The organism is Kribbella sp. NPDC055071 (assembly GCF_053608045.1).
Map to the genome: position 1 here is coordinate 40,200 of NZ_JBSGUS010000021.1, position 26,196 is coordinate 66,395.

A 26,196-nucleotide genomic window follows, 5' to 3' on the forward strand; every position below is an offset into this window, starting at 1 on the left:
TGGTGAGGTCAGCGGCGGGGGCCTGGGGCTCCTACTGGGGTGGGGGCTTCTTCGTCGATGCCTGCTACGGCGCCGCTGAACTGGGCGTTGTAGAGGCGGGCGTAGGCGCCGTCGGCGGCCAGGAGCTCGCGGTGGGTGCCTTGTTCGACGATGGCTCCGCTTTCCATCACGAGGATGAGGTCTGCGTCGCGGATGGTGGAGAGGCGGTGGGCGATGACGAAGCTGGTCCGGTCGGAGCGCAAGGCGGCCATGGCGCGTTGGACCAGGACCTCCGTGCGGGTGTCGACCGAACTGGTGGCCTCGTCCAGGATCAGCAGCTGCGGATCCGCCAGGAACGCTCGCGCGATGGTGAGCAACTGCTTCTCACCGGCGCTGACGTTGCTGCCTTCTTCGTCGATCACCGTGTCGTACCCGTCGGGCAGGCTGTGCACGAAGCGGTCGACGTACGTCGCCTTCGCCGCGGCGAGCATCTCCTCCTCGGTGGCGTCGAGGTTGCCGTACATCAGGTTGTCCCGGATCGTGCCGCCGAACAGCCAGGTGTCCTGCAGCACCATGCCGATCCGCGAGCGCAGGTCGTGCCGGGTCAGCTCGGTGATGTCCACACCGTCGAGCGTGATCCGCCCGCCGTTCAGCTCGTAGAACCGCATGATCAGGTTGACCAGCGTGGTCTTGCCGGCTCCGGTCGGGCCGACGATCGCGACCGTCTGACCAGGCTCGGCGACCAGGCTGAGGTCGGTGATGAGCGGCTTGTCCGGGTCGTACGAGAACGACACGTGCTCGAACTCGACCCGGCCACGAGCATCCGTGACCTTCTCCGGCGTCGCGTCCTCCGGCACCTGCTCCTCGGCGTCCAGTACCTCGAACACGCGCTCGGCCGAAGCGACCCCGGACTGCAGCAGGTTCGCCATCGAGGCGACCTGGGTCAGTGGCTGGGTGAACTGCCGCGAGTACTGGATGAACGCCTGCACGTCACCCAGCGACATCGTGCCTGAGGCAACCCGCAGACCACCGACGACCGCGATGACCACGTAGTTCAGGTTCCCGATGAACATCATCACGGGCATGATCAGACCGGAGATGAACTGCGCTCCGAACGCGGCCTGGTACAGCTCCTCGTTCTTCTTCGCGAAGCTCTCCTCGATCTCCTTCTGCCGCCCGAAGACCTTCACCAGCTCGTGTCCGGTGAACGCCTCCTCGATCTGGCCGTTCAGCGCACCGGTGTGACGCCACTGCGCGACGAACCGGGTCTGCGACCGTTTGGCGATCACCGCGGTCAGGACCATCGAGATCGGGATCGTGACGAGCGCGATCAAGGCCAGCAGCGGCGAGACGACGAACATCATCGCGATCACGCCGACCACCGTCAGCAGCGAGGTGAGCAGCTGGCTCAGCGTCTGCTGCAGGCTGGTCGAGATGTTGTCGATGTCGTTCGTCACCCGGCTGAGCAGTTCACCGCGGGGTGCACCGTCGAAGTAGCTCAGTGGTAGCCGGTTCAGCTTGTCCTCGACGTCGGAACGCAGGCTGAGCACAGTCCGCTGGACCACGCCGTTCAGGATGTAGCCCTGCATCCAGGACAGGAAGAACGCACCGACGTACAGCGCGAGCACCATCAGCAAGACGTTGCGCAGGGCATCGAAATCGATGCCGACGCCGGGGATCAGGTCGATGCCGTTGAGCAGGTCCGCGAGCCGGCCGTTGCCGGCGGCACGCGTCTGCTCGATCACCTGCTCCTTGCTCAGACCGCTCGGGAACCTCTTGCCGATCGCGCCGGCGAAGATGATGTCGGTCGCGCGGCCGAGGATCTTCGGCCCCATCACCGACAGCGTCACGCTGCAGATCGCCAGCAGTACGACGCCGCCCACCTGCAGCCGGTGCGGCCGCAACCGGCCGAGCAACCGCTTCGCCGAGGGCAGGAAGTTCATCGACTTGTCCCCCGGGATACCGCCCGGAGGCCCGAACGCGCGACCGGTCGTCGGCCGCTCGGTCGCCTTCACCGTCGTCGCCGCGCCCTCCTCGGTCGGAGCCTGTCCGTTCGTGGATGGCGGTGTCTTCGACTCACTCATGCGCGTCCTCGCTTCGCTCCGGGCGCGCATGAGCGGGCACTGCTCTGCTGATTGGTGAACTCGCTTCGCTCGCTCACGCTGCCTCCTCCGCGGACCGCTGGGACTCGACGATCTCGACGTACGTCGGGCACTCGTCGAGCAACTCCTGGTGGGTACCCTTGCCGACGATCGCGCCGTCCTCGACCACGATGATCTGGTCGGCGTCGATGATCGTGGAGACCCGTTGCGCGACGATCACCATGCAGGCGCTCGCCGTGATCGGCCGCAGCGCCGCCCGCAGCCGGGCGTCCGTGGCCAGGTCGAGCGCCGAGAACGAGTCGTCGAACAGGTAGATCTCCGGTTTGCGCACCAGCGCCCGGGCGATCGCGAGCCGCTGCCGCTGGCCGCCGGACACGTTCGTACCGCCCTGGGCGATCGGCGAGTTCAGCCCTTCCGGCATCGCCGCGACGAAGTCCTTGCCCTGGGCAATCTCCAGCGCGGCCCAGAGCTCGTCGTCGGTGGCATCCGGGTTCCCGTACCGCAGGTTGGTGGCAACCGTCCCGGAGAAGAGGTACGGACGCTGCGGCACCAGGCCGATCCGCTCCCACAACGCCTCCGGAGCAAGATCGCGTACGTCGATTCCGTCCACGAGCACCCGCCCGCCGGTGGCATCGAACAACCGTGGCACCAGCGACAGCAGCGTGGTCTTACCCGCGCCGGTACTCCCGATGATCGCGGTCGTCTGACCCGGTGACGCGACGAAGCTGATGTCACGCAACACCGGCTCGGCCGCACCCGGGTACTGGAACGAGGCGTTCTCGAAGACCAGCTGACCGCGACCGGTGAAGGTCGTGATCGGGGTGACCGGCGGCCGCACCGACGACTCGGTGTCCATCACCTCGGCGATGCGGTCCGCGCAGACCGCGGCGCGCGGCACCATGATCATCACGAACACGCCCATCATCACCGAGAACAGGATCTGGATCAGGTAGCTGAGGAAGGCCGTCAACTCGCCGACCTCCATCGACCCGTCCTCGACCCGCGAGGCACCGAACCACAGCACCGCGATGCTCGACACGTTCAGGATCAGCATGACCGTCGGGAAGACCAGCGCCATCAGCCGACCGGCCCGGATGGCCGTGTCGGTCAGGTTCTGGTTGGCCTCGCCGAAACGCTCGACCTCGTGCGGCTCGCGGACGAACGCCCGGACCACCCGGATGCCGGTGATCTGCTCGCGCAGCACCCGGTTCACCCCGTCGACGTTCTTCTGCATCTTGCGGAACTGCGGGACCATCCGGCTCGCGATGAAGCCGACACACAGCGCCAGCAGCGGTACGGCGACAGCCACCAGCCAGGACAGGCCCGCATCCTCGCGGACCGCCATGAAGATGCCGCCGATCATCGTGATCGGTGCGGCAACCAGCATCGTGCAGGTGGTGACGACCAGGATCTGGATCTGGGTGACGTCGTTCGTGCTCCGAGAGATCAGGGTCGGCGCACCGAACTGGTTGACCTCCCGGGCCGAGAACTCCCCGACCCGGTGGAACACGGCAGCGCGTACGTCGCGACCGAACAGGGCAGCCGTCTTCGCACCGAAGTACACCGCGGCGACCGTGCAGAGGATCTGGATCAGACTGACGCCGAGCATCCAGCCGCCGGTGCCCATGATGTAGCCGGTGTCACCCTTGGCCACGCCGTTGTCGATGATGTCGGCGTTCAGACTGGGCAGGTAGAGAGAGGCGATCGTCCCGACCAGCTGCAGGACCACCACCAAGGACAGGTTTCCCGCGTACGGACGCAAGTACGTCCGCAAGACGCGAACTAACATCGATCATCCCCAGAGTCGTGATGGAGAGCACCGTCGAGCGCGAACTCGGCGATGTCATCGGTGGCCGGCGGCTCAGTTGAACTGGGACAGCTCATCGCGTCCGGGCCTCTGTCGTGTTTGCGGACACCGTCGAAGGCGAAGTCGACGATCTCCTCGGCGGTCAGCACCAGGCCGCCGGAAATCATGGGGTGGGTGGCCGAGAAGGTCAGCAGCCCGATCAGCCGGACCACCTCCTCCGGCGTGGTCTTCAGTTGGTCCGCGTCCGGCCGGAGCAGGTCGGCGAACGCGGCGTTGGCCAGATCGGACTGCCGCTTGCGGCGGGCCTCGTCCATGGGCGAGGACTTCAGGTCGGGTGGGCGGCGCAGGCGCAACGTGAACATCAGCTTGAAGACGTCTTGCAGCCGCTTCTGGCCGATCTCGACCGCGGCGATCGTCCGCTCCCGCAGCGGCAGCGAACGGTCGACCTGTGCGAGCGCCTTGACCATGTCGCTGACATCCAGCGCGGCCGCGAGCGTCGCGTCGATGAGTGCGTCTTTACGGCCGAACGCGCGGAAGATCGTCCCCTCGGCGATTCCGGCGGCCTCGGCGATCTGCTTGGTACTGACTTCGGTGCCGAACTCCTCGATCAACGGCAGGGCGGCCCGGACGATGGCGGCGCGCCGTTCGTCGGGAGGCAGTGGAGTCGCTCGGGGTGACACGGGATCGAGAGTAACTGAGTGAGTACTCACTCACAAGTCTATTTCCGGAGCCGGCGCAGACCAGTTCTCCGCTACACTCTCCGGGCGTCCCGTACACCGTACGGAACGCTCGGCGATTGACCTCAAGCATTGTCGAGGTTCTAGCGTCAGGTTTTGTCGGTGGTGTCCGGAATCATCGACCTTCCGATCGACCGATTCAGGCGGAGCGCAACCGTGAGCATGGAAATGACCGCGTGGAACTCGCTGTACCACGCGATGCACGCCCAAGACGACAAGCGACCGTTCTCCCGGGCGACTTTGGCCCGCATCCTGGCGTTCGCGCGGCCACACCGGCGGCAACTGCTCTGGTTCCTGGTGCTGAGCGTCGGCGCCGCCGTGCTCGCGGTCGCCACGCCGGTGCTGGCCGGACGCGTCGTCGACGCGATCGTCGGCGGCAAGGCGGTCAGCGTCGTCGTGATGCTCGCCGTGGCGATCGCGGTGATCGCGGTCGCCGAGTCCGGGCTCAGCATGCTGACCCGCTGGCTGTCCGCGCAGATCGGTGAGGGCCTGATCCTCGACCTGCGGACGACGGTCTTCGACCACATCCAGCGGATGCCGATCGCGTTCTTCACCCGGACGCGCACCGGCGCGCTCGTCTCCCGGCTGAACAACGACGTCATCGGCGCGCAGCGGGCGTTCAGCGACACGCTGTCCGGCGTGGTCAGCAATGTGGTCATGCTCGTGCTGACACTGGTCGTGATGGTCGGAGTCTCGTGGCAGATCACCCTGCTCGCGCTGATCCTCCTGCCGATCTTCGTGATCCCGGCGCGGCGGGTCGGGCGCAGGCTCGCGTCGCTGGAGCGGGAGGCGGCCAACTACAACGCGACGATGAGCACGCAGATGACCGAGCGGTTCTCGGCGCCGGGTGCGACGTTGGTGAAGCTGTTCGGCCGGCCGAAGCGGGAGTCGCTGGAGTTCGCGATCCGGGCACGGCGGGTGCGGGACATCGGCGTACGGACCGCGATGGTGCAGTGGATCTTCGTCACGGCGTTGACGCTGGTCTCCGCGCTGGCTCTGGCGGTGGTCTACGGGCTGGGTGGTTTCTACGCGTTGCGCGACCAGCTCGACGCGGGTGCGGTCGTCTCGATGGCGTTGCTGCTGACCCGGCTGTATGCGCCGCTGACCGCGCTCGCGAGTGCGCGGCTCGAGGTCATGACCGCGCTGGTGAGCTTCGAGCGGGTCTTCGAGGTGCTGGATCTGGAGCCGCTGATCAAGGACAAGCCGGATGCGGGTCGCGTGCCTGACGGGCCGGTGTCGGTCGAGTTCTCGTCGGTCCGGTTCGGGTATCCGTCGGCGGACAAGGTGTCGCTGGCTTCGCTCGAGGAGGTCGCGAAGCTCGATACGCGCGGTGGCGTCGAGGTGCTGCACGACATGTCGTTCCGGGCCGAGCCCGGGCAGATGGTCGCGCTGGTCGGGTCGTCCGGAGCCGGCAAGTCGACGATCGCACAGCTCATCCCCCGGTTGTACGACGTCGATTCGGGGGCTGTGAAGCTCGCGGGCGTCGACGTTCGGGACGTGTCGGCCGAGTCGTTGCGGGAGACGCTCGGGATGGTGACGCAGGACGGGCATCTCTTCCACGACAGCATCCGGGAGAACCTGCTGCTCGCGCGGCCCGAGGCGACCGAGGACGACCTGTGGGATTCGCTCACGCGGGCGCGGCTGGGTGAGTTGATCCGATCACTCCCCGATGGGCTGGACACGGTGGTCGGCGAGCGCGGGTATCGGTTGTCCGGCGGTGAGCGGCAGCGGCTGACGATCGCTCGGCTGCTGCTCGCGCAACCACGAGTGGTCATCCTCGACGAGGCGACCGCGGCGCTGGACTCGACCAACGAGGCCGCCGTCCAGGCCGCCCTCACCGAGGCGCTCGCCGGACGTACGGCGATCGTGATCGCGCACCGCCTGTCCACCATCCGCGCCGCCGACCAGATCCTCGTGATCGAAGCCGGCCGCATCGTCGAGCGAGGCACCCACGCCGACCTCCTAGCAGTAGGCGGCCGCTACGAAGAGCTCTACCGAACTCAATTCGACCAACCCAAACCCCAAGAAGCCGAGGCAATCAGAGTGTGAACTACAGGTCGTCGTTGGCGAGGGCGGCGGTTGATCGGGAGGGTGGTCGGGGCGGTGGAGTGTGAACGACAGGTCGTGGTCGGTGACGGCGGTAGTTGATCGGGAGGGTGGTCGGGCCGCTCAAGTGTGAACGACAGGTCGTGTTGGTGATGGTGGTGGGTGTTTGGGAGGGTGGTTGGGGTGTTGGGTTCGGGGCAGGCGTTGGCTGGGTTTGCGGTGGTGTTCAGGCCGGCGGATCCGCCGCGGGAGGGGCGGGTCGCGTTCTGGGATCCCGAGGGTGGGGAACTGCCGCTCGGGGTCGGTGAGCAGATCGAGCTCGATCTGATCGTCGACGCGGCACCACGCTCGGTCCGTGCGATCGAGCTCCCGATCGTCGAAGCGGTCCCGATCCTCGGTCGCGCCCGGCAGGCACCCACGGCTCACCCGTCCGCCGCGTTCTGGGGCGCCGCGTCCCTGGCCGCCCTCCAACTGGTTGCCCGAGGCAAGCTCCTCCCCGGCCTCTCCCCCGCCGGCCACGACGCCTGGCGAGTAGGTCCACTGGACCCCGCCGACATCACCCGCATCCTCGACCTGGCCGAGGCCATGCCCCCCTCCGCCCGCGCCCTCCCACTCCCCACCTCGCCAACCACCGAGGCGTCAGCTCCGGCGGACAGGTCCGGCGCGGCGGGTGTGCGGTTGCCGGTGGCTGAGGAGTTGGTTCGGGGGTTTCTGGATGCGGTGGCGGATGGGATGCCTCGATCGCCGGCTGCGGCTAAGGCGCATCAGACGACCTTGTTTGCGGGACGAGCACTGCAGCGGGCTGAGCGGTTGCGGTCGTGGGCGGACGAGGTGTCCGTCGGGCTCGACACCGGCGTACGGATCTCGTTGCGGATCGAGCTGGCCGACTCGCTCGCCTTCAGCGCGGCCGTCCAGCTGCACAGCCTCAAGGACCCGACGTTGGTGCGCGACGCGTACGACGTCTGGGCCGAAGACGTCCCCGGGTTCGGTCCACGGGCCCGCATCGACGCCACCCTCGCCATCCGGCGGGCGGCTCGCGTCTGGCCACCACTCGGCCGACTGCTCGACTCCGCCGTACCGGATCGGATGGACTTGGCGGACGAGGATGTCGCCGAGCTACTAGCTGGGTCGGCGCAGCGGCTGACGGCTGCCGGCGTCGACGTACATTGGCCGCGCAGCCTAGGACGCGCGCTCACCGCGCGCGCGGCCATCACCTCACCCGACGGCCCGCCGAGCAGCATGCCCGGCTTCTTCGGCGGCGGCGCGACCCTCGACTTCAGCTGGCAGGTTGCTCTCGGCAACGATCCCGACAGCGAGCCACTGACCGAAGCCGAGCTGGACCAGCTCGCCGAAGCGACCCGGCCGGTCGTCCGCCTGCGTGACCAGTGGATGCTGATCGATCCCGAGCTGGCCCGGAAGGCGCGCGAGCGGATCCTCAAACCCGTCACCGCCATCGACGCCCTCGGCGCCGCGCTCACCGGCACGACCGAGATCGACGGCCGTCAGGTCGCCGTCACCCCGACCGCCTGGCTCGACGACGTCCGCGCGCGCATCGCCGACCCAGATCGCGCTGACGAACCGATCGGTGCACCCGCCGGACTGCAGGCAACACTGCGCGACTACCAACTCCGCGGCCTGCGCTGGCTCGCCCGGATGACCTCGCTCGGCCTCGGCGGCTGCCTGGCCGACGACATGGGCCTCGGCAAGACGATCATGCTCATCTCACTCCACCTGCATCGCCAGGAGTCGCCCGACACCATCGGCCCGACACTCGTGGTCTGCCCGGCCTCCCTCCTGGGGAACTGGGAGCGCGAGGTCAACCGATTCGCCCCAGGCACGCCGGTACGAAGATTCCACGGTTCGTCGCGATCCCTCGACGATGCCCGGGAAGGCTTCGTGCTGACGACGTACGGGACGCTGCGGCGCGACGCAGCCCGACTCGCCGAGCACCACTGGGGGCTCGTCGTCGCCGATGAGGCGCAGCACGTGAAGAATCCGTCGTCCGGTACGGCGAAAGCCCTGCGGACTGTCCCGTCACAAGCTCGGGTTGCCTTGACGGGTACTCCGGTCGAGAACAACCTGTCCGAGCTATGGGCGATTCTCGACTGGACGACACCCGGATTGCTCGGCCGGCTCACGACATTCCGGAACCAGTGGGCCGCACCGATCGAGGCGGACAAGGACGAGGAGGTCGCGGCGCGGCTGGCGAAGCTGGTCCGCCCGTTCCTGCTGCGGCGGCGCAAGTCCGATCCCGGCATCGCGCCGGAGCTGCCGCCGAAGACCGAGACGGATCAGGCGGTCTCGCTGAGCCGTGAGCAGGTCGTCCTCTACGAAGCGACGGTTCGCGAGTTGATGTCGGAGGTGCAGGCGAGCGACCGGATGGCGCGGCGCGGGCTGATCGTGAAGCTGCTGACCGGGTTGAAGCAGATCTGCAACCATCCGGCGCAGTACCTGAAGGAGGGCGAGGACGCCCGGCTGACTGGTCGGTCCGGCAAGCTCGAGCTCCTCGACGAGCTGCTCGAGACCATCGTCGCCGAGGACGGCGCTGTGCTCGTCTTCACTCAGTACGTCGCGATGGCGCGACTGCTCGAGCGACACTTGGCCGAGCGTGGGATCGGCACTCAACTCCTGCACGGCGGTACGCCGGTGCCGAAACGGGAGGAGATGGTCGATCGGTTCCAGGCGGGTGAGGTGCCGGTGTTCCTGCTCTCGTTGAAGGCGGCGGGCACGGGACTGAATCTGACCCGGGCCGATCACGTCGTGCATTACGACCGCTGGTGGAATCCGGCCGTCGAGGATCAGGCGACCGACCGCGCGTACCGGATCGGCCAGACGCGGCCGGTGCAGGTGCACCGATTGATTGCCGAAGGCACCATTGAGGACCGGATCGCCGCGATGCTCGCCAGCAAACGCGAGCTCGCCGAGGCAGTCCTGTCCGGTGGCGAGGCGGCCCTGACCGAGCTCTCCGATACCGAGCTGGCCGACCTGGTCGAGCTGCGCGGAGGGGCTCGATGAGCGCGGCGCGGGGATTTGTGGCGTTCGAGGCTCAGCGGCGGAGTACCCGCGGCCGGTCCTGGTGGGCTCGGACCTGGGTACAGGCGCTCGAGGACACTTCGCTGGATGCGGATCAGCTGCGGAAGGGGCGCCGGTACGCCAACTCCGGTCAGGTCGGTGCGATCACGATCAGCGCGGGTCGGATCGCGGCGATGGTCTATTCACCCGACGACACGTACGAGTCCGTCGTACGGGTGGATGAGCTGACCGAGGATGCGTGGAGCCGGTTCCTCGACCAGGTTGCCGCGCGTGCCGGTCACATCGCGGCGCTGCTTGACGGCGAGATGCCGCACGACTTGGTGGATGCGGCCGCGGATGCCGGCGTACCGCTGCTGCCGGGGATCGGCGAGCTCGACTCGAGCTGCACGTGCGACGGGTGGGAGCTGCCGTGCCAGCATGCCGCCGCGCTCTGCTATCAGGTGGCCTGGCTGCTCGACGATGATCCGTTCATCCTGCTGCTGCTCCGCGGTCGCGATCGTGACGATCTCCTCGACCAGCTGCAAGCCCGAAGCCAGGCGCCTGCCGTCAGGCCGGTCGAGGCAGGCGTCCACCTCGACGACGTGCTGGAAACTCCCGTCCGCGACCTGCCGGCACTCCCCGAGCTTCCGCCGAGGGTCGGCCTCGACGACCTCGCCGTGAGCGGGATCGAACCGCCACCCGGCTTCGCGCCCGCGTCACTGCCGTTGCTCGTACTCGACGCGGCCCGACGAGCGCGCGCACTCCTCAGCGCGCTCCTGCACAACACCCCCGAGCCGGCCGCGCTCGACGAGTGGGCCGACGCCGTTCGCCTGGCTGCGGACTTCCCCGAGCTCACCGCTCCCCTGGCCGAGGCGACCGGCCGATCCGAGGAGCTTGCCCTCGGCATCCAAGCGTGGCGGTACGGCGGCGCACCCGGCCTCGACGTACTCGAGCACACCTGGACCCCTGACCCGACCGACCTCGCCCGCGCCCGCACCGAGCTCGAAGCGGCCGACGACAACCTCCCCATCACCACAGCCGGTAACCGCCTCTCCCTTGGCACCGACCTCCAACTCCGCCTCGACCACCAAGGCCGCTGGCACCCCTACCGCCGCATCAACCACACCTGGACCCCTACCGCCCCCGCCACCCCAGACCCGCTCACCGCTCTGACCACCGATTGGTAACGGCGAACCGGTGAGCTGCCATCCTGTCCGGAAGCGACGAGCCATCACGATCCCCCCAGGACACCAGGCTGCCTTGGTACCCGGCGGCGAAGGACGCCCAGCTCGTCGGCTGCGTCGACCATGAGATCGAGAATGACGAGAGCCAGGAGTGCACCGACGCGGTGTCGAAGAAGGTGCTGATCGACCGCTACACCTCGATCGCCTACGCGCTCACCGTGTACGAGCTGCGCACCGGTCACCGCCTTGGGAGTGCCACGGTCGCGGCCACGCCTGCCGAGTGTCCGCACTACGACGGGTTCGTCTTTCTCGAGCAGCCGCAGGGATACCTGTTTCCCGGTGAGACGCAGTATCAGCAGGCGATCGGCCAGTACGTGCTGAACTGACCGGGCCGTCGGAGGCCGCGCACCAGCCTCCGGCGGCCAGGGTGGCAGTCGGCGTTGAACGTTCTACTCGGGGTACGGCGGGGACCGGGAAAAGGTTCAGTCAAACTCGCCGAATCACTTGCGCACCGGCCTTGTATACATGAAACAGTCGGTGGCACCGCCTACCGAGGAGTGCGCGATGACTCGTCGACTTCTGTTCGCACTGAACCGCTTCAGCTGGTCCAGCCGCCGCCGTACCGCGGCCGGAGCCGTCGCGGGGGTGATCGCCCTGGCCGTGATCGGCACCGCCTGCTCCCCGGTGGAGCCGGCCGGCAACGACACCAGTGGCGGGAGCAGTCCGGCCTCGGGTCAGGACGTGTTCGGCGAGCCGGCCGACGCATCGCAGGTGAAGCAGGGCGGCACGCTGACGGTCGCGCTCTCGGCCGACCCGGACAAGCTCGACCCGACGCTGTCACGCAGCCTGTACTCGCGGTACGTGTTCCACACGATGTGCGAGAAGTTGTACGACCTCAGCTCGGACGCCAAGATCGTGCCGCAGCTCGCGACCGCGTTGCCGACGATCTCCGCCGACGGCCTCAGCCTGAGCATCCCACTCAAGCAGGGCGTGAAGTTCGCCGACGGCACCCCGCTCGACTCGAACGCGGTGAAGGTCACGATCAACCGCGGGCTGACGCTGGCCGGCTCCGGCCGCAAGAGCGAACTCGGCCCGATCACGTCGATCGAGACCCCGGACGCGAACACCGTGGTGATCAAGCTGTCCAAGCCGTTCGCGCCGCTGACCGCAGCGCTGGCCGACCGGGCCGGGATGGTCCTCAGCCCGGCCGCGGTCGCCAAGCTCGGCGCGAACTTCTCCACCGCACCGGTCTGCGTCGGGCCGTTCAAGTTCGCCAGCCGGGTCGCGCAGAACTCGATCAAGGTCGTCAAGGATCCGCTGTACTACGACGCCGCCAAGGTGCACCTGGACGCGATCGAGTACCGGATCATCACCGACTCGAGCATCCGGTCGGCCAACCTGAAGTCCGGTGACGCGCAGGTCGCGGACTCGCTGTCGAGCCAGGACGCGCCGTCGCTGCAGAAGGACAGCACGATGACCGTGCTGCAGTCGCAGTCACTCGGGTACCAGGGCCTGACGATCAACATCGCGAATGCGAACGGTATCGGGAATCCGCTCAAGCAGCTCGACACCCCGATCGCGAAGGATCCCCGCGTCCGGCAGGCCCTTGACCTGTCGATCGACCGCGCTGCCCTGGTGAAGTCGATCTTCAACGGCCTGAACACTGTCGCCTGTTCGCCGGTCTCGCCCAAGAGCGAGTTCACCTCCGACGCCGCGCAGGTCTGCCCGGCGCATGACCCCGCGAAGGCCAAGCAGCTGCTGCAGGACGCGGGGGTGAGTACGCCGTACAAGGTCACGATGATCACCTCGAACAACCCCGACAGCCTGCGGCTCGCGCAGGCGCTGCAGGCGATGGTGAAGGAGGGTGGGTTCGACCTGGTGATCAAGCCGGTCGAGTACGCCTCGCTGCTCGACCAGCAGGACCGTGGCGACTTCGAGCTCCTGCAACTCGGGTGGTCCGGACGGGTCGACCCGGACGCGAACATCTTCAACTTCGTCGGCACCACCGGCAGTCAGAACGTCGCCGGCTACAGCAGCCCTGAGGTCGACAAGCTGCTCACGGACGCTCGGCAGTCGACCGACCAGGCCCAGCGGGTCAAGTTGTACGGCGATGTCGTCACCAAGCTGCAGCAGGACGACCCGCTCATCTACATGTACCGCCAGCGCAACCTCACCGGCGTCTCCAAGAAACTCCTCGGCATCCAGGTCTACCCCGACGGCGTCATCAGAACAGCCTTCGCCGGCTTCGCCAAATGACAGACCAAATGAAGGAAGGAAAGAGGAGAGGGAGGTCGGTCGGGCTCGGATCTCCAGACCATCACAGTCGCCGTCCGGCACTAGAGTCACGCCTGATCTCCACCGCAACCATCGATTGTGATGGCCTGCAGAACCACTCCCCCAGCAGTCCTTGTCAGGTGGAGGTCAGCTTTTGAGGCGGTATCTGTTGCATCGGTTGTGGCAGTCGGGGCTGACCTTGGTTTTGGCGACGATTGTGGTGTTTGTCGGGGTCAGGGCGTTGCCTGGGGATCCGGCGCTTGCTTTGGCCGGGGAGGATCGGGATCCGGAGTCGTTGCGGGCGATTCGGGAGCAGTACGGGCTGGATCAGTCGTGGCTCGTGCAGTTCTGGCAGTTCGTCAGTCACGCGGCCCGCGGTGATCTCGGGCAGTCGATCCGGACCGGTGAGCCGGTCCGGACGATGATCGTCAGCGCGTTGCCCGTGACCATCGAGCTGTCCGTACTGGCGCTGCTGGTAGCGAGCGTGATCGGAGTCGGTGCCGGCGTGGTCGCCGCCGTACGACGAGGTCGTCCGGCCGAATGGGCGGCCAACGCGCTCGCCCTGCTCGGTCTGTCCGTACCGAACTTCTGGCTCGGCCTGATGGCGATCCTCTACCTGTCCGTTGCCCTGGGCCTGTTTCCCGCCTCCGGCTTCGTACCGTTCTTCAGCAACCCGATCGCCAACCTGCATCACCTGGTCCTGCCAGCTCTCATCCTCGGCACCGGGCTCGCCGCCGTGATCATGCGCCAAACCAGATCGTCCATGCTCGACGCGCTGAGCGCGGACTACATCCGTACGGCGGAAGCCAAGGGCCTCCCACCGAGCGCGGTCATCGGCCGGCACGCCCTGCGCAACAGCCTGATCGTCGTGGTCACGATCGTCGGCCTCCAACTCGGCGCACTGATCTCCGGCGCGGTGGTGACCGAGCGCATCTTCGCCCTTCCCGGCTTCGGCAAGCTCACCGTCGACGCCGTCTTCCAACGCGACTATCCCGTCATCCAGGCCGTCGTCCTCGTGACCGCGACCGCCTACATCGTCATCAATCTCCTGGTCGACCTGCTGTACTCCGTGATCGATCCGAGGATCCGCGTCCGGGGTGAGGCCTGATGGCTGTCGCCGAAGCAGTCACCGCCGGGACTCCGCTGCGTACCAACCGGAGCAAGGTGGTACGACGGATGCTCCGCAACCCGCTCGCGATCACCGGTCTCGTCGTACTGTGCATCGCCGTCATCCTGGCCGTGTTCGCGCCCTGGCTCGCACCGCACGATCCCACCCAGACACACCTCGATCGCGCCTTCGCACCGCCGGGAACCGCCGGCTACCTGCTCGGTACGGACGACCTCGGCCGCGATGTGTTGACCCGGATCATGTTCGGGCTGCGGGCATCGCTCCACGTCGGACTGCTCGCGGTCGCGACCTCGCTCGTCATCGGCGTACCGCTCGGTCTGATGGCCGGCTACTTCCGGGCGATCGACGCGCTGATCTCGCGGCTCACCGATCTGGTGCTCGCGTTCCCGTTCCTGATCCTCGCGGTCGGGCTGGCGGCGATCCGCGGCGCGAGTCTCGGCAACGCGGCGATCGCGATCGGCATCGCCCAGATCCCCGGTGTGATCCGGATCGTCCGGTCGGAGACGCTCCGGCTGAAGTCGCTCGACTTCGTCGCGGCCGCGATCGTCGAAGGCGCCGGTGACGCGTGGGTGCTGGGGCGGCACATCCTGCCGAACGCCGCCTCGGTGATCATCGTGCAGGCCACAGTCGCGATCCCGGCCGCGATCCTCGGCGAGGCGGTGCTGTCGTTCCTCGGGCTCGGCATCCAGCCGCCGGCGCCGAGCCTGGGCACGATGCTGTCCGACGCCCAGCAGTTCGCGGCGCGGGCGCCGTGGGCGGCGGTCATGCCGGGCGTCGCGATCATGTTGCTGACGCTCGCGTTCAACATCGTCGGCGACAGCCTCCGGGACGCGCTCGATCCGAAAGCGAGCCGCCGATGACACCGGTTCTGCAGGTCAAAGATCTTTCCGTCACCTTCCGGACCGAGGGCGGTCGCCTGTCGGCCGTCGACCAGGTCAGTTTCGAGGTGGCCGACGGTGAGGTCCTCGCGATCGTCGGCGAATCGGGGTGCGGGAAGAGCGTCACGGCGATGAGCCTGGCCGGTCTGCTCCCCCGGACCGCGACCGTCGACGGGTCGGTCACGCTCGACGGGGTCGAGCTCATCGGCGCCGGCAAGCGCACGCTCCGGTCGATCCGCGGCCGCGAGATCGCGTACATCTTCCAGGAGCCGATGACCTCGCTGAACCCGGTCTTCACCGTCGGCTACCAGATCAGCGAAGTCCTCCGCACCCACGTCGGCCTCAGCCGTCACGCCGCCCGCGACCGCTCGATCGAGCTGCTCAAGCTCGTCGGCATCCCCTCGGCCGAACGACGCTTCAGCGACTACCCGCACCAACTCTCGGGTGGGATGCGGCAGCGCGTGATGATCGCGATGGCCGTCGCGTGCGATCCCAAGGTGCTGATCGCCGACGAGCCGACCACAGCCCTCGACGTCACGATCCAGGCCGGGATCCTCGACGTACTGCGTGAACTGCGCGAACGACTCGGCACCAGCATCGTCTTGATCACCCACGACCTCGGCGTCGTCGCGGACCTCGCCGATCGAGTAGCCGTCATGTACGCCGGACGCGTCGTCGAGACCGCCGAGGTCCACGACCTGTTCGCGCATCCACAGCACCCGTACACCACCGGTCTCCTTGGTGCATCGCCCGCGGCGGGCCGCCACGCTGGGACCCATCGCCTCAACGAGATCCCCGGCCTGGTGCCTGTACTCACGGAACAGCCCGACGCCTGCACGTTCGCCGACCGCTGCCCAAGAGCCCTCGACACCTGTACGACGTCCCAGCCCGAGCTGACCCCTGGTCCGCACCGAGTGGCGTGCTGGAACCCGGTTCGAGAACCAGTGGAGGTCTGATGGACGCTCTGGCTCTAGAGGTCGAAGACCTGGTCATGCACTTCGGACCGGTCCGCGCGGTCGACGGCGTGACGCTGCGGATCCGTCAAGGGTCCGTAGTCGCGCTGGTAGGCGAAAGCGGCTCCGGAAAGTCCACAGTCGGCAGGTGCATCGTCAGACTGCTCGAGCCGAGCGATGGCACTATCAGACTCGCGGACGCCGACATCACTCACCTCAACCGCCGTCAACTCAGGCCGCACCGGCGAGACGTCTCCATCGTGTTCCAGGACCCGGCGGGGTCGCTGGACCCACGGCTGTCGGTCGGAGACATCGTCGGCGAACCACTCCGGCTTATGCGCCGCAAGGACATCCCGGCCAAGGTGGCTGAGGCACTCCGCCGGGTTGGCCTACGCCCCGAGGTCGCACAGCGCTCACCGCACGAGTTGTCCGGCGGGCAGCGTCAACGGGTCAGCATTGCCCGCGCCCTGATTTCAGAGCCACGTCTACTCGTGGCAGACGAGCCGACGAGCGCGCTCGATGTGTCGGTCCAGGCAGCAGTGCTCAACCTGCTCGCGGACCTGCAACGCGACCTGGGGTTCGCCTGCCTGTTCATCACCCACGACCTGTCCGCGGTCGAGTACCTCGCCGACGAGGTCGCGGTGATGTACCTGGGCCAGTTGGTCGAGCAGGGTCCGCGGGCGCGAATCTTCGGCGTACCGGCCCATCCATATACCCAGGCCCTGTTGTCGGCTGCGCCCGTACCGGATCCGACCGAGCAGCGCGCACGGAAGCCGGTTCTGCTCGGTGACGACCTCCCGTCGGCCATCGACCCTCCGGCCGGCTGCCGCTTCCACACGCGATGCCCGGTCGCCGTGGACAAATGCCGGACAGTCGTACCGGAGTCGCGAGTGATCGGCGAAGGTGGACACCAGGTGGCCTGCCATCTGGTGAACGACGACGGCACCGGCCCAGACGTACGCAACGAAGGAGTGAGCGCATGACCTTCACCACCCGGCCCACGCTGCGCGGGACGTTCGGGATGGTCTCGTCGACGCATTGGCTGGCGTCGCAGTCGGCGATGCGGATCCTGGAGCTGGGCGGGAACGCGTTCGACGCGGCCGCCGCCGCGGGGTTCGTGCTGCACGTGGTGGAGCCACATCTCAACGGACCGGGCGGTGAGGTGCCGGGCATCATCGCTACGGCCGATGACCCCACTCCGAGGGTGCTGTGCGGTCAGGGCGTTGCTCCGGCCGGTGCGACCATCGAGCACTACAGGTCGCTCGGGCTGACGCTCGTACCCGGTTCTGGACCGCTGGCCGCCACAGTGCCGGGTGCCGTCGACGCATGGCTGCTCCTGCTGCGTGATCACGGGACGCTGCCGCTGCGCGTCGTACTGGAGCTGGCGATCGACTACGCGCGCAACGGTCATCCCCTGGTGCCACGGGTCGGCGACACGGTTCGCACTGTGCAGCAGTTGTTCGAGGAGCACTGGCCGACATCAGCAGCGTTGTGGTTGAAGGACGGGCAGGCACCGACGGGCAGGTTCCGCAACGAGGCGTACGCCGCGACCCTCGAGAAGCTCGTGATCGAGGGCGAGTCGGCGGGCGCGGATCGGGTCGCGCAGATCGAGCAGGCCCGGAAGACGTGGCGGGAGGGGTTCGTTGCGGAGGCGGTCGACAAGTTCTCGCGGTTGCCGCATCGGGACTCGAGCGGTTCGGATCACGGTGGGTTGATCACCGGGCAGGACCTGGCGTCGTTCGAGGCGACGTGGGAGGACCCGGCCACGGTCGACTGGAACGGGTACACGGTCGCGAAGACCGGTCCCTGGGGCCAGGGACCGGCGCTGCTGCAGTCGCTTGCCGTACTCACCGAGCTCGGTGACCTCGACCTGGACAGCGCCGAGGGCGTGCACACGACTGTCGAGGTGATGAAGCTGTCGTATGCGGATCGCGAGGCCTGGTACGGCGACAGCACCGACGTGCCCCTGGACACGCTCCTGTCCCCCGCTTACGCCGCGGAGCGGGCCAAGCTGGTCGGGTCGAAGGCGTCGCTGGAGCAGCGGCCCGGCTCTCCCGACGGCCGTCAGCCGGTCCTGCCGTCGATTGCCCTAGGCAACAAGGGTGACGCGAGTACCGGCGAACCGACCGTGGCCCCGACCGGGGAGACGCGCGGAGACACCTGCCATGTCGACGTGATCGATCGGTGGGGCAACCTCATCTCGGCGACGCCGAGCGGCGGCTGGCTGCAGTCCTCGCCGACGATTCCGGAGCTCGGGTTCTGCCTCGGCAGCCGTGCGCAGATGTTCTGGCTGGAGGAGGGCCTGCCGGCCTCGCTTGCGCCAGGCAAGCGCCCGCGGACGACGCTGACGCCCACGCTGGTCCTGCGGGACGGGCAGCCCGTGATGGCGTGTGGGTCGCCGGGTGGCGATCAGCAGGACCAGTGGCAGTTGCTCTTCCTGCTACGTCATCTGGGCGGCGGGATGGATCTGCAGGAGGCGATCGACGCGCCGGCTTGGCACACGACCGGCTTCGCATCGTCGTTCTACCCGCGCGCCACCGAGCCGGGCGGGCTGGTGATCGAGAGTCGTCTCGGCGCCGCCGTACGCGACGAGCTGGTACGACGGGGGCACGTCGTGACCGAAGGTGATGCGTGGAGCCTCGGCCGGTTGTGCGCCGTACGGAAGGAGGCCGACGGGGTGTTGGCCGCGGCGGCCAACCCGCGCGGGATGCAGGGCTACGCGGTCGGCCGCTGAGCCAGCGCCGCCTTGGCGGCCGCTTCGACGTGATCCCGCGCCGCGCTCGTCGCGGCCGCGGGGTCGCCGGCCGCGATGGCGTCGACGAGGCGGATGTGTTCCTGCCAGGAATGCGGTGCGCGCTGGGCGGCGCCGACCCGGAAGACCCAGTGCACGTGGTGGTACATCGCGGCGGACATCGACAGCAGCCAGCGGTTGCCGCTGATCTCGATCACCGCGCGGTGGAACGTGCTGTTCAACTCTGCGACCTGGTCGAAATCCTCCGCGTCCGTCGCGGCGCTCGCCTCATCCAGCAACCGGCGCAGTCGTGCCACGTCCTCCAGCGTCGCCCGCTCTGCAGCCAGTCCGCCGGCGAGCGTCTCCAACTGCGCGCGTACGGCGAAGAGGTCACGCACGGCTGTTTCGTCGAGAGTCACCACCACAGCCCCGCGGCGAGGCAGGATCTGGACGAACCCCTCGGCCTCAACCACCCGCAGCGCCTCACGCACAGGGTTGCGGGACACTCCGAAGTCGTCCGCGAGCCGGGTCTCGGTCAGCCGCTCGCCCTGGGCGTAGTCGCCGTCGACGATCCGCCGGCGCAGCTCCGTGAGCACCTGCTCGCGCAGAGCCACATGGTCGGCGCCGATCGTCCGCACCGCAACCTCACTCAACTCCACCACCCCGAACTCCCTCTCCCCGTTGGCTTCCGCGCCACGGTAGCGGATATGACACGCGCTCGGTTTATGTTGGCGGCTTGAATATCAGACTGACGCCTTTGACGGATCCCGACTACCGGCCGTTCAGTCGCCGGATCGCCTGGCTCGCCTCGGACGCCGACGGCAACCCGGTCGGGTCCGCGTTCCTGCGTCTCAACAGCCGCGAGTCGATGTCGCATCTGGCCGAGCTCCAGCTCAACGTGCACCCGGCCGAACGTCGTCGGCACATCGGTTCACGGTTGCTCGACGCGGCCGCCGGCGCCGCCCGCGAGCACAACGTCCGCACTCTGCTCGCGGACGCGACCGCCGGCTCCCCCGCCGACCTCTTCCTCCAACACAACGGCTTCGCGATCGGCCTGACCCTGGTGTACGCGCGGCTCCGCCTGGCTGACGCGGACCCCAAGGCCGACGACGTCCGGGGCTATCACCTGGTCTCGTGGCGTGGCGTCGTACCCGACCCGTTGCTGCAGACGTTCACCGACGCGCGGACCGGTATGAACGACGCACCGACCGGGGACATCTCGTACGGCGAGGACCTGTGGGACGTCGAGCGGACCCGGCACGCCGCCCAGGTCATCGAGCAGCGTGGTGAGCAGCTGATGACTGTCGCAGCCGTCGACGAATCCACGGGCTCAATCGTCGGCTTCACCGAGCTCGTCGTACCGGGTGATGGCACGGGCGAGGGCCAGCACTACGGCACCGCCGTACTCCGCGAACACCGCGGTCGTGGCCTGGCCCGGTGGATGAAGGTCGAGCAGATCCGTCAGACCCGCCTGCGCTTTCCCGACCTCGCCGCCGTCTGCACCGACACAGTCGACACCAACACCGCCATGCGCCGGCTCAACGCGCACCTCGGCTATGAGCCCACCGCAACCATCCATCGGCGCGCGTTGACGCTCTGACCCTACTGACCCAGGATCTTCTGGACTGCGGCTGTGGTGATCGGGTGGTAGCCAGGGCGGGCCTTGGCAAAGACCTCGGCGGCGAAGGCGCGGTCCGTGCCGGCCAGCGCCCGGTAGACCGGGAGGACCAGCTTCATCCGGCCTACCTTGGTGAGGAATTCGGCCAGTTCGGCGTACGCCGCCTCGTAGCTGCTCGCGGCAACGATCTGGTACCAGCGCCGCGCGATCTCACCGTTCGCCGTGCCAGTCAGACCGAACGCGCGATCGAGCTGCTGCAACAGCAACGGACTCAGTACGTCGGGAGCTGCATCGAGGAATCGCAGCCACTCCTGCGTCGTCCACTGCGCCGCGCCACCCGGGAGCTCCCCGGTCGTCAGCCACCGCGTCCGAGCCTCGTCCACCGCCTGGAAGCGCTCCGACACCGCACGCCGCGCGAACGGCGGGATGCCCGGCTCATGCAGCCACGCCGACAGCTCCGCCGCGGTCACGACCCCAGGGTGCGGCTCGAGCAGGTGCTCCCGCAGGTGTGCCACGAAGTCGTCGGTGTTGATGCTGCGGAACGCGAACCGGTCGAAATACCCACGCAGGAACGGATCGAACACCTCCCGCGAGAACCGCTCCTCCAGCCACGACAGGAACCACGACCCCTTCAACGGCCCGGTCGCGGTCTGTCCGTGGTACTCGGAGCCATGGTTGAGCCCCGGCAGCTCGACCGCCAGCTCGGCCGGCGTCAGCGGGTCCAGCTTCACGACCGTCGCGTGCTGCTTGATCGCCGTCTCCATGACCGCGAACTCGGCGCCGTACACCGCCTCGACGATCCGGTTCTCGACGTACGACGTGAAGCCCTCGTTCAGCCAGATGTCGTCCCAGCTGTCCTGGGTGACCAGGTTTCCGGACCAGCTGTGCGCCAGCTCGTGCGCGACGACGCTGACCAGCGACTTGTCCCCGATCACCACGGTCGGCGTCGCGAACGTCATCCGCGGGTTCTCCATCCCGCCGTACGGGAACGACGGCGGCAGCACGAGGAGGTCGTAGCGACCCCATCGGTACGGACCGAAGAGCTCCTCGGTGACCCGCATCATCTCCTCGGTGTCGGCGAACTCGGTCGCTGCCCGCCGCGCCATCTCCGGCTCGGCCCACACCCCGGACCGCTCGCCGATCGGCTCGAACACCAGGTCACCGGCAGCGATCGCCAGCAGGTACGACGGAATCGGCTCGGGCATCACCACGTCGTACGAACCCGTGCGCCGCGACGTCGTCCCGTTGTCGGCACTCATGAGGACCATCAGCTCCGGCGGTGCGGTCACGTGCGCCGCATAACTGAAGCGGACGCTCGGAGTGTCCTGCACGGGGACCCAGCTGCGCGCGTGGATTGCCTGCGACTGACTGAACATGAACGGCAGCACGCCACCGGCCGTCATCGACGGCTCCAGCCACTGCAGACCGGTCGCCGTCGGAGCGGTCCGGTAGCTGATCCGCACCCGCTCGTGGTGAGCCGTCCGGATGGTCAGTGCCGAGCCGAGCTCCTGGTCCGGCAGGGCGAGGCTGTACTCCAGGGGCTCCCAGTCGCCCGACGACGCGCCTTCGACCGCGAGCACCGTGAGGTCGCGCGTGTCGAGGACGAACCGGTCCCCGGAACCCGACCAGGCGAGCGTGTGCGTGGCCGTACCAGCGAGCACCTTCGCGCTGAAATCCAGCGCGAGATCGAGCTCGAGATGGGTGGTCCGGACCAATGCTGGTTCGGCGTAGGAGTGGCGATCGTGCGTCACGGATAACTCCCCGAGTCAGTTGTCCGGGGAACAGTACCCACGCCTACGCCCGATGAGGCGGCCATTCTGAGCCAGCCGCACCATGGTGCCAAAACCCCGGTTTGATCCTGACGGAATTGCCACTTTATGCAGCTCGAATAGCAGACTGTCACTATGCTCACGCACGGAAGTCCCGAGCTGGTGCTGAAAAGGCGGCCGTTCGGTTCCTGGCTGCTCGGCCCGGCCGACCAGAGCGCCCGGCGGCTGCGCGTACGGCTGCAGGTGCTGATGACGACGTTCTCGATCGGGACCAACCTGATCGGCGCCGCGGTCGTGTTCATCCTCGCGTCGTTCGTGCTGCCGGGTCCGCCGCTGCTCGACCAGCTCCAGCTCGCCGAGGGCATCGTCGTACCGCTGTATTTCCTGGTCGCGGTGACGGTCGGCTGCGTGTGGAGCACGCGGCTCACGCGGCGGGTGACGAAGTGGGTGGACCTGGAGCAGCCGGCCACCCGCAAGGATCAGATCGCCACCCTTCAGCTGCCGCTGCGGCTGACGGCGATCGAGGTGCTGCTCTGGCTGATCGGTGTGCTGATCTTCACCACGATGGCGATCGTCCTTCAACCCGAGAACGCGCTGCGGGTCGCGGTCACGGTCTTCGACGGCATGATCGTCACCTGTGCGGTCTCCTACCTGTTGACCGAGTTCGCGCTCCGGCCGGTCGCGGCCAGAGCGCTGGTCGACTCGCCCCCGCCCCGCCGAATGCTCGCCGCCGGTCTCGAGGCGCGGATGGTCTTCTTCTGGGCGGTCGGTTCCGGGGTACCGGTGGCCGGGCTGATGCTGACCGGATTCCTCGCGCTCGTCGAGGGCGATGTCTCGTCCACGCGGCTCTCGGTCGTGATGCTTGCCGTGGGCATCGTGGCGCTGGGCAACGGTTGGCTGCTGACCTTGCTGTCGGCCCGTTCCGTGGTGGCACCGGTCCGCTCGGTGCGGACCGCGTTGAACCTGATCGGCGAGGGGAAGCTGGACGTAAGCATTCCGGTCTTCGACGGTACCGAGCTCGGCTCACTGCAGGCGGGCTTCAACCGGATGGCCGACGGTCTCCGTGAGCGCGAGCGGATCCGGGACGTGTTCGGGCGATACGTCGGGCCTGGCGTCGTTCAGGAGGCACTGTCCAGTGATCGGCTCGGCGGCGAGGAGCGGTTCGTCGCGGTGCTCTTCGTCGACCTGGTCGGCTCGACCGAGCTGGCTGCCAACCGGCCGCCGACCGAGGTCGTGCAGTTGCTCAACCGGTTCTTCGCGATCGTGGTCGACGAGGTGGACCGCGAGGGCGGGTTCGTCAACAAGTTCGCCGGTGATGCGGCGCTGGCGATCTTCGGCGCGCCGGCCGAGCTTCCGGATGCCGCGGGGAGCGCTCTGTCGGCGGGACGCGAGCTGGCCCGGCGGCTGACCGAAGAGTTGCCGGAGGCAACGGCCGGCATCGGGGTGACGGCCGGGATCGTGGTGGCCGGCACGGTCGGCGACGTACGGCGGCTCGAATACACGGTGATCGGTGATCCGGTCAACGAGGCCGCGCGACTCAGCGACCTCGCCAAGTCGGCGCCCGGGCGATTGATCGCCTCGATGACTGCCGTCGCGGACGCGGCGCCGACGGAGGCCGAGCACTGGCGGCCCGGAGCCGAGATCACTGTGCGCGGCCGCTCCCAACCAACCCAGCTAGCCGTGCCGCACTAGCTCATCAGCCCTGTCTTCGATCAGTTGGTAGAGCCGCGAGGCCCCGTGGAGCATCGCCCTGGTTTGGCGGTCGTGGGCCGCACGCCGTTCGGCGATCGCGTTCCGCAACGCCTCCGTGCTGCCGGTGCGACGCAATCCGTCCACCACCGGCATGATCTGCTCGAAGGAATACCGGCCTTGCCGCAGCATGTGGATGATCCGCGCATCCCGCACCTGCTCCGGCCCGTACCGCCGGTATTTCGTCCCGGGCTCCCGCATCGGCGCCAACAATCCGGCCGCCTCCCAGACCCGCAACGCCGACGTACGCACACCCAACCGATGCGCCAACTCCCCCACGAGCAGCGAAGGCCCACTCAGCGGCGGCTCGTCGACATATTCGGCAGCCATCGCGGCGAGCGCCTCGCTCGCGGCATCAGTCGCCAACCGCTGCTCATGCAGCGCCGCGTGCGCGGCGTCCACCAGCCGGTAGGCCTGGGCCTCGTCGCCGCGATGCACGGCCCGCATGATCTCGGTCGCCGGCTCCGGCCAGAACCCAGGCGCCAACGCCCGGTACGTCAGCAACGCCGACAGATGCTCGGGCCCATACTGCCGGTACCCCGTGGCGGACCGCGGCGCCGGCGGCAGGATCCCGGCCGCCTCGTAGTTCCGCACCAACTGCGTCGAAACCCCCGCCTGCCGCGCGAGGTCAACCGGCCGCAATCCCATGGGGCCTGAGACTATCGCCCACCGGAGACATCGACGGTCGTTCCAGTCATGTACGACGAGCGGTCCGAGGCCAGGAACGCGATCACCTCGGCGACTTCCGCCGCCGCACCAGGCCGTCCGAGCGGCGGCGTCGTACCCATGCGGTCGAGCCGGCCGGGCGCATGGATGTCGGTTTCGATCAGGCCGGGGCGGACGCCGAGTACGCGGACACCTTCCTTGGCGACCTCGCCGGCCAGGCCGATCGTGAGCGCATCGACAGCCGCCTTGGTGGCCGCATAGTCGACGTACTCACCGGCCGCACCCAGCACGGCCGCCCGTGATGACAGGTTGACGATCACTCCACCGGAACCGCCGTACGCCGTGGACATCCGTCGTACTGCCGCACCCGCGACCAGGAACGCACTGATCGCGTTGATACGGAAGACACGGTCAAGCCGGGCGGCGTCGTACTCGGCGACACGGCCTGCCGGGGACACGATGCCGGCGTTGTTGATCACGGCACCGATGGGCCCGAGCTCAGCGGTGACGGTGTCGAAGAGCCGCTCGATCTGATCGGCTTCAACCACGTCGGCCGGTACGGCGATCGCCCGCCGACCGAGCTCCGCACAGGCGTTCACAACCCGGGCGGCCTCATCCGCACGAGCCCGGTAGTTGACGCCGACGTCCCAGCCGTCGGCCGCGAGCGCCAGCGCCGTTGCGGCACCGATCCCGCGACCTCCACCAGTGATCAGCGCAACCCCACGTCCAGTCATGCGTCCAGCCTGTCACGGGGCGGGATCGCGAACCCCAGCTGCGTCTCGGTGTCGGTGAATCCGAGCGCGCGGTAGATCCGGATCGCGAGATACTCCGGATCCGCGACCATGACCAGCGTCTTCGCGCCACCCTCGGTGAGTCCGTACGTCGAGGCCCGATGGACCAGCGTGCTCGCCAGCCCGCGACCACGGTCTTCCACCGACGTCTGGACATCCTGGAACCGGGCAACACCCTCGCCGTCGAAGATCAGCCCGAGCGAACTCTGCAGCCGATCGCCGTCGAACGCGCCGAACCATTGCCCGTGCCCGGCCTCGACCAGCTTCCGCTTCGCGACCAGCTTCCGCCGGGTGAAGAGCACGTACTCGTCGTCGACCTGCATCGTCGCGGTCCGTAGACCCAGCTGCAGCAACTGCTCCCAGTCGTCGTCACCAGCGAGGACCCGGTACGTCGACTCGCCGTTCGGTCGGCGCGGTGGGACGACCTCGGTCGCGGTCATCACCACGTTCGGCTCGATCCTGAGCCCGGCCGCGACCACCTCGCCCTCGGCACCGATCGCGCCGTCCACGGTGTCGATGCCCAGGGCAACATGTTCCGCGGCCGGAAACTCCTGGCGGAACGTGTCGATCCGGGCCGTGGCGTCGCCGGGGGCGAACGGCGTACGGAACAAGAGGAAGTTGCCCCACCAGAAGCCGGGGTTCTCGGGCGTTCGCACGACGACGTACTCCCCCGCGTCGTGGAGCACGCTGCCGCTCAGCCGCAGCAGCAACAAGTCGGTCCGGAAGCCGAGGTTCGAGATCTCCACCCGCCTATCTTCACCGGGGCGTCAA

At 68.1% G+C, this 26,196-nt stretch carries 20 protein-coding genes; 12 read left to right on the forward strand and 8 right to left on the reverse strand.

All coding sequences use genetic code 11. The annotated features are described in order from the left end of the window. Positions 1-8: 8 nt before the first annotated feature. From ACWF4Z_RS29880 to ACWF4Z_RS29890, 3 genes are all read right to left on the reverse strand, one after another. Positions 9-2,063 (reverse strand): ABC transporter ATP-binding protein, encoded by a 2,055-nt coding sequence (locus ACWF4Z_RS29880; protein WP_452246496.1) that lies wholly within the window; start codon positions 2,061-2,063, stop codon positions 9-11. Between the two features lie 73 nt (positions 2,064-2,136). Further along, on the reverse strand, positions 2,137-3,870 hold the full coding sequence (locus ACWF4Z_RS29885) for an ABC transporter ATP-binding protein (protein ID WP_452246497.1): 1,734 nt from the start codon (positions 3,868-3,870) through the stop codon (positions 2,137-2,139). Then, positions 3,864-4,568 (reverse strand): TetR/AcrR family transcriptional regulator, encoded by a 705-nt coding sequence (locus ACWF4Z_RS29890; protein ID WP_452246498.1) that lies wholly within the window; start codon positions 4,566-4,568, stop codon positions 3,864-3,866. Before ACWF4Z_RS29890 ends, ACWF4Z_RS29885 begins: the two co-directional genes overlap by 7 nt. 225 nt (positions 4,569-4,793) lie before the next feature. Here ACWF4Z_RS29890 and ACWF4Z_RS29895 point away from each other — a divergent pair, with 225 nt between their 5' ends. From ACWF4Z_RS29895 to ACWF4Z_RS29940, 10 genes are all read left to right on the forward strand, one after another. After that, positions 4,794-6,674, forward strand: a complete 1,881-nt coding sequence (locus tag ACWF4Z_RS29895; RefSeq protein WP_452246588.1) for an ABC transporter ATP-binding protein — start codon at positions 4,794-4,796, stop codon at positions 6,672-6,674. A 180-nt stretch (positions 6,675-6,854) separates the two neighbouring features. Next, a complete protein-coding gene (locus tag ACWF4Z_RS29900; RefSeq protein WP_452246499.1) occupies positions 6,855-9,686 on the forward strand; it encodes an SNF2-related protein in 2,832 nt (943 codons plus the stop codon). Next, positions 9,683-10,870, forward strand: coding sequence for an SWIM zinc finger family protein (locus ACWF4Z_RS29905; RefSeq protein ID WP_452246500.1), 1,188 nt, complete (start codon positions 9,683-9,685; stop codon positions 10,868-10,870). Before ACWF4Z_RS29900 ends, ACWF4Z_RS29905 begins: the two co-directional genes overlap by 4 nt. A gap of 161 nt (positions 10,871-11,031) precedes the next feature. After that, positions 11,032-11,253 carry a hypothetical protein gene (locus ACWF4Z_RS29910; RefSeq protein ID WP_452246501.1) on the forward strand — a complete coding sequence of 74 codons (222 nt, stop codon included), beginning with the start codon at positions 11,032-11,034 and terminating at the stop codon, positions 11,251-11,253. 178 nt (positions 11,254-11,431) lie between these two features. After that, the gene (locus ACWF4Z_RS29915; RefSeq protein WP_452246502.1) at positions 11,432-13,123 is read left to right on the forward strand and encodes an ABC transporter substrate-binding protein; all 1,692 of its coding nucleotides are present in this window, start codon (positions 11,432-11,434) and stop codon (positions 13,121-13,123) included. A gap of 172 nt (positions 13,124-13,295) precedes the next feature. Further along, positions 13,296-14,249 (forward strand): ABC transporter permease, encoded by a 954-nt coding sequence (locus ACWF4Z_RS29920; RefSeq protein WP_452246503.1) that lies wholly within the window; start codon positions 13,296-13,298, stop codon positions 14,247-14,249. Then, positions 14,249-15,130 (forward strand): ABC transporter permease, encoded by an 882-nt coding sequence (locus tag ACWF4Z_RS29925; protein WP_452246504.1) that lies wholly within the window; start codon positions 14,249-14,251, stop codon positions 15,128-15,130. The genes ACWF4Z_RS29920 and ACWF4Z_RS29925 overlap by 1 nt, the downstream gene beginning before the upstream one ends. After that, positions 15,127-16,104, forward strand: coding sequence for an ABC transporter ATP-binding protein (locus ACWF4Z_RS29930; RefSeq protein ID WP_452246505.1), 978 nt, complete (start codon positions 15,127-15,129; stop codon positions 16,102-16,104). Before ACWF4Z_RS29925 ends, ACWF4Z_RS29930 begins: the two co-directional genes overlap by 4 nt. After that, positions 16,104-17,084, forward strand: a complete 981-nt coding sequence (locus tag ACWF4Z_RS29935) for an ABC transporter ATP-binding protein (protein WP_452246506.1) — start codon at positions 16,104-16,106, stop codon at positions 17,082-17,084. Before ACWF4Z_RS29930 ends, ACWF4Z_RS29935 begins: the two co-directional genes overlap by 1 nt. Continuing rightward, complete coding sequence (locus ACWF4Z_RS29940) at positions 17,081-18,835, forward strand: gamma-glutamyltransferase family protein (protein WP_452246507.1); 1,755 nt, start codon at positions 17,081-17,083, stop codon at positions 18,833-18,835. Before ACWF4Z_RS29935 ends, ACWF4Z_RS29940 begins: the two co-directional genes overlap by 4 nt. Here the strand turns inward: ACWF4Z_RS29940 and ACWF4Z_RS29945 are convergent. Then, entirely contained in the window at positions 18,817-19,494 is a 678-nt protein-coding gene (locus ACWF4Z_RS29945) for a GntR family transcriptional regulator (RefSeq protein ID WP_452246508.1), read from the reverse strand. The genes ACWF4Z_RS29940 and ACWF4Z_RS29945 overlap by 19 nt on opposite strands. A 95-nt stretch (positions 19,495-19,589) precedes the next feature. Between ACWF4Z_RS29945 and ACWF4Z_RS29950 the strand changes: the two genes are divergently transcribed. Further along, positions 19,590-20,432, forward strand: coding sequence for a GNAT family N-acetyltransferase (locus tag ACWF4Z_RS29950; protein WP_452246509.1), 843 nt, complete (start codon positions 19,590-19,592; stop codon positions 20,430-20,432). A 2-nt stretch (positions 20,433-20,434) separates the two neighbouring features. On the opposite strand, the gene ACWF4Z_RS29955 is transcribed toward ACWF4Z_RS29950, so the two are convergent. Beyond that, complete coding sequence (locus ACWF4Z_RS29955) at positions 20,435-22,201, reverse strand: M1 family metallopeptidase (protein WP_452246510.1); 1,767 nt, start codon at positions 22,199-22,201, stop codon at positions 20,435-20,437. Between the two features lie 153 nt (positions 22,202-22,354). Here ACWF4Z_RS29955 and ACWF4Z_RS29960 point away from each other — a divergent pair, with 153 nt between their 5' ends. Continuing rightward, complete coding sequence (locus tag ACWF4Z_RS29960) at positions 22,355-23,911, forward strand: adenylate/guanylate cyclase domain-containing protein (protein WP_452246511.1); 1,557 nt, start codon at positions 22,355-22,357, stop codon at positions 23,909-23,911. On the opposite strand, the gene ACWF4Z_RS29965 is transcribed toward ACWF4Z_RS29960, so the two are convergent. Genes ACWF4Z_RS29965 through ACWF4Z_RS29975 form a run of 3 tightly spaced genes read right to left on the reverse strand, consistent with a single transcriptional unit; the run spans position 23,894 to position 26,171 of the window. Further along, positions 23,894-24,616: a MerR family transcriptional regulator gene (locus ACWF4Z_RS29965; protein ID WP_452246512.1), complete on the reverse strand. Its 723-nt coding sequence runs from the start codon at positions 24,614-24,616 to the stop codon at positions 23,894-23,896. The genes ACWF4Z_RS29960 and ACWF4Z_RS29965 overlap by 18 nt on opposite strands. 11 nt (positions 24,617-24,627) lie before the next feature. Next, positions 24,628-25,368 (reverse strand): SDR family oxidoreductase, encoded by a 741-nt coding sequence (locus ACWF4Z_RS29970; protein ID WP_452246513.1) that lies wholly within the window; start codon positions 25,366-25,368, stop codon positions 24,628-24,630. Next, positions 25,365-26,171: a GNAT family N-acetyltransferase gene (locus ACWF4Z_RS29975; RefSeq protein WP_452246514.1), complete on the reverse strand. Its 807-nt coding sequence runs from the start codon at positions 26,169-26,171 to the stop codon at positions 25,365-25,367. Before ACWF4Z_RS29975 ends, ACWF4Z_RS29970 begins: the two co-directional genes overlap by 4 nt. Positions 26,172-26,196 lie beyond the last annotated feature (25 nt).

Excerpts from the sequence above, each read along its gene's own strand:
- ACWF4Z_RS29880 (WP_452246496.1), bottom strand. The coding sequence starts at position 2,063 with ATGAGTGAGTCGAAGACACCGCCATCCACGAACGGACAGGCTCCGACC.
- ACWF4Z_RS29885 (WP_452246497.1), bottom strand. The coding sequence starts at position 3,870 with ATGTTAGTTCGCGTCTTGCGGACGTACTTGCGTCCGTACGCGGGAAAC.
- ACWF4Z_RS29895 (WP_452246588.1), top strand. The coding sequence starts at position 4,794 with ATGACCGCGTGGAACTCGCTGTACCACGCGATGCACGCCCAAGACGAC.
- ACWF4Z_RS29905 (WP_452246500.1), top strand. The coding sequence starts at position 9,683 with ATGAGCGCGGCGCGGGGATTTGTGGCGTTCGAGGCTCAGCGGCGGAGT.
- ACWF4Z_RS29915 (WP_452246502.1), top strand. The coding sequence starts at position 11,432 with ATGACTCGTCGACTTCTGTTCGCACTGAACCGCTTCAGCTGGTCCAGC.
- ACWF4Z_RS29925 (WP_452246504.1), top strand. The coding sequence starts at position 14,249 with ATGGCTGTCGCCGAAGCAGTCACCGCCGGGACTCCGCTGCGTACCAAC.
- ACWF4Z_RS29930 (WP_452246505.1), top strand. The coding sequence starts at position 15,127 with ATGACACCGGTTCTGCAGGTCAAAGATCTTTCCGTCACCTTCCGGACC.
- ACWF4Z_RS29935 (WP_452246506.1), top strand. The coding sequence starts at position 16,104 with ATGGACGCTCTGGCTCTAGAGGTCGAAGACCTGGTCATGCACTTCGGA.
- ACWF4Z_RS29940 (WP_452246507.1), top strand. The coding sequence starts at position 17,081 with ATGACCTTCACCACCCGGCCCACGCTGCGCGGGACGTTCGGGATGGTC.
- ACWF4Z_RS29960 (WP_452246511.1), top strand. The coding sequence starts at position 22,355 with ATGCTCACGCACGGAAGTCCCGAGCTGGTGCTGAAAAGGCGGCCGTTC.
- ACWF4Z_RS29965 (WP_452246512.1), bottom strand. The coding sequence starts at position 24,616 with ATGGGATTGCGGCCGGTTGACCTCGCGCGGCAGGCGGGGGTTTCGACG.
- ACWF4Z_RS29970 (WP_452246513.1), bottom strand. The coding sequence starts at position 25,368 with ATGACTGGACGTGGGGTTGCGCTGATCACTGGTGGAGGTCGCGGGATC.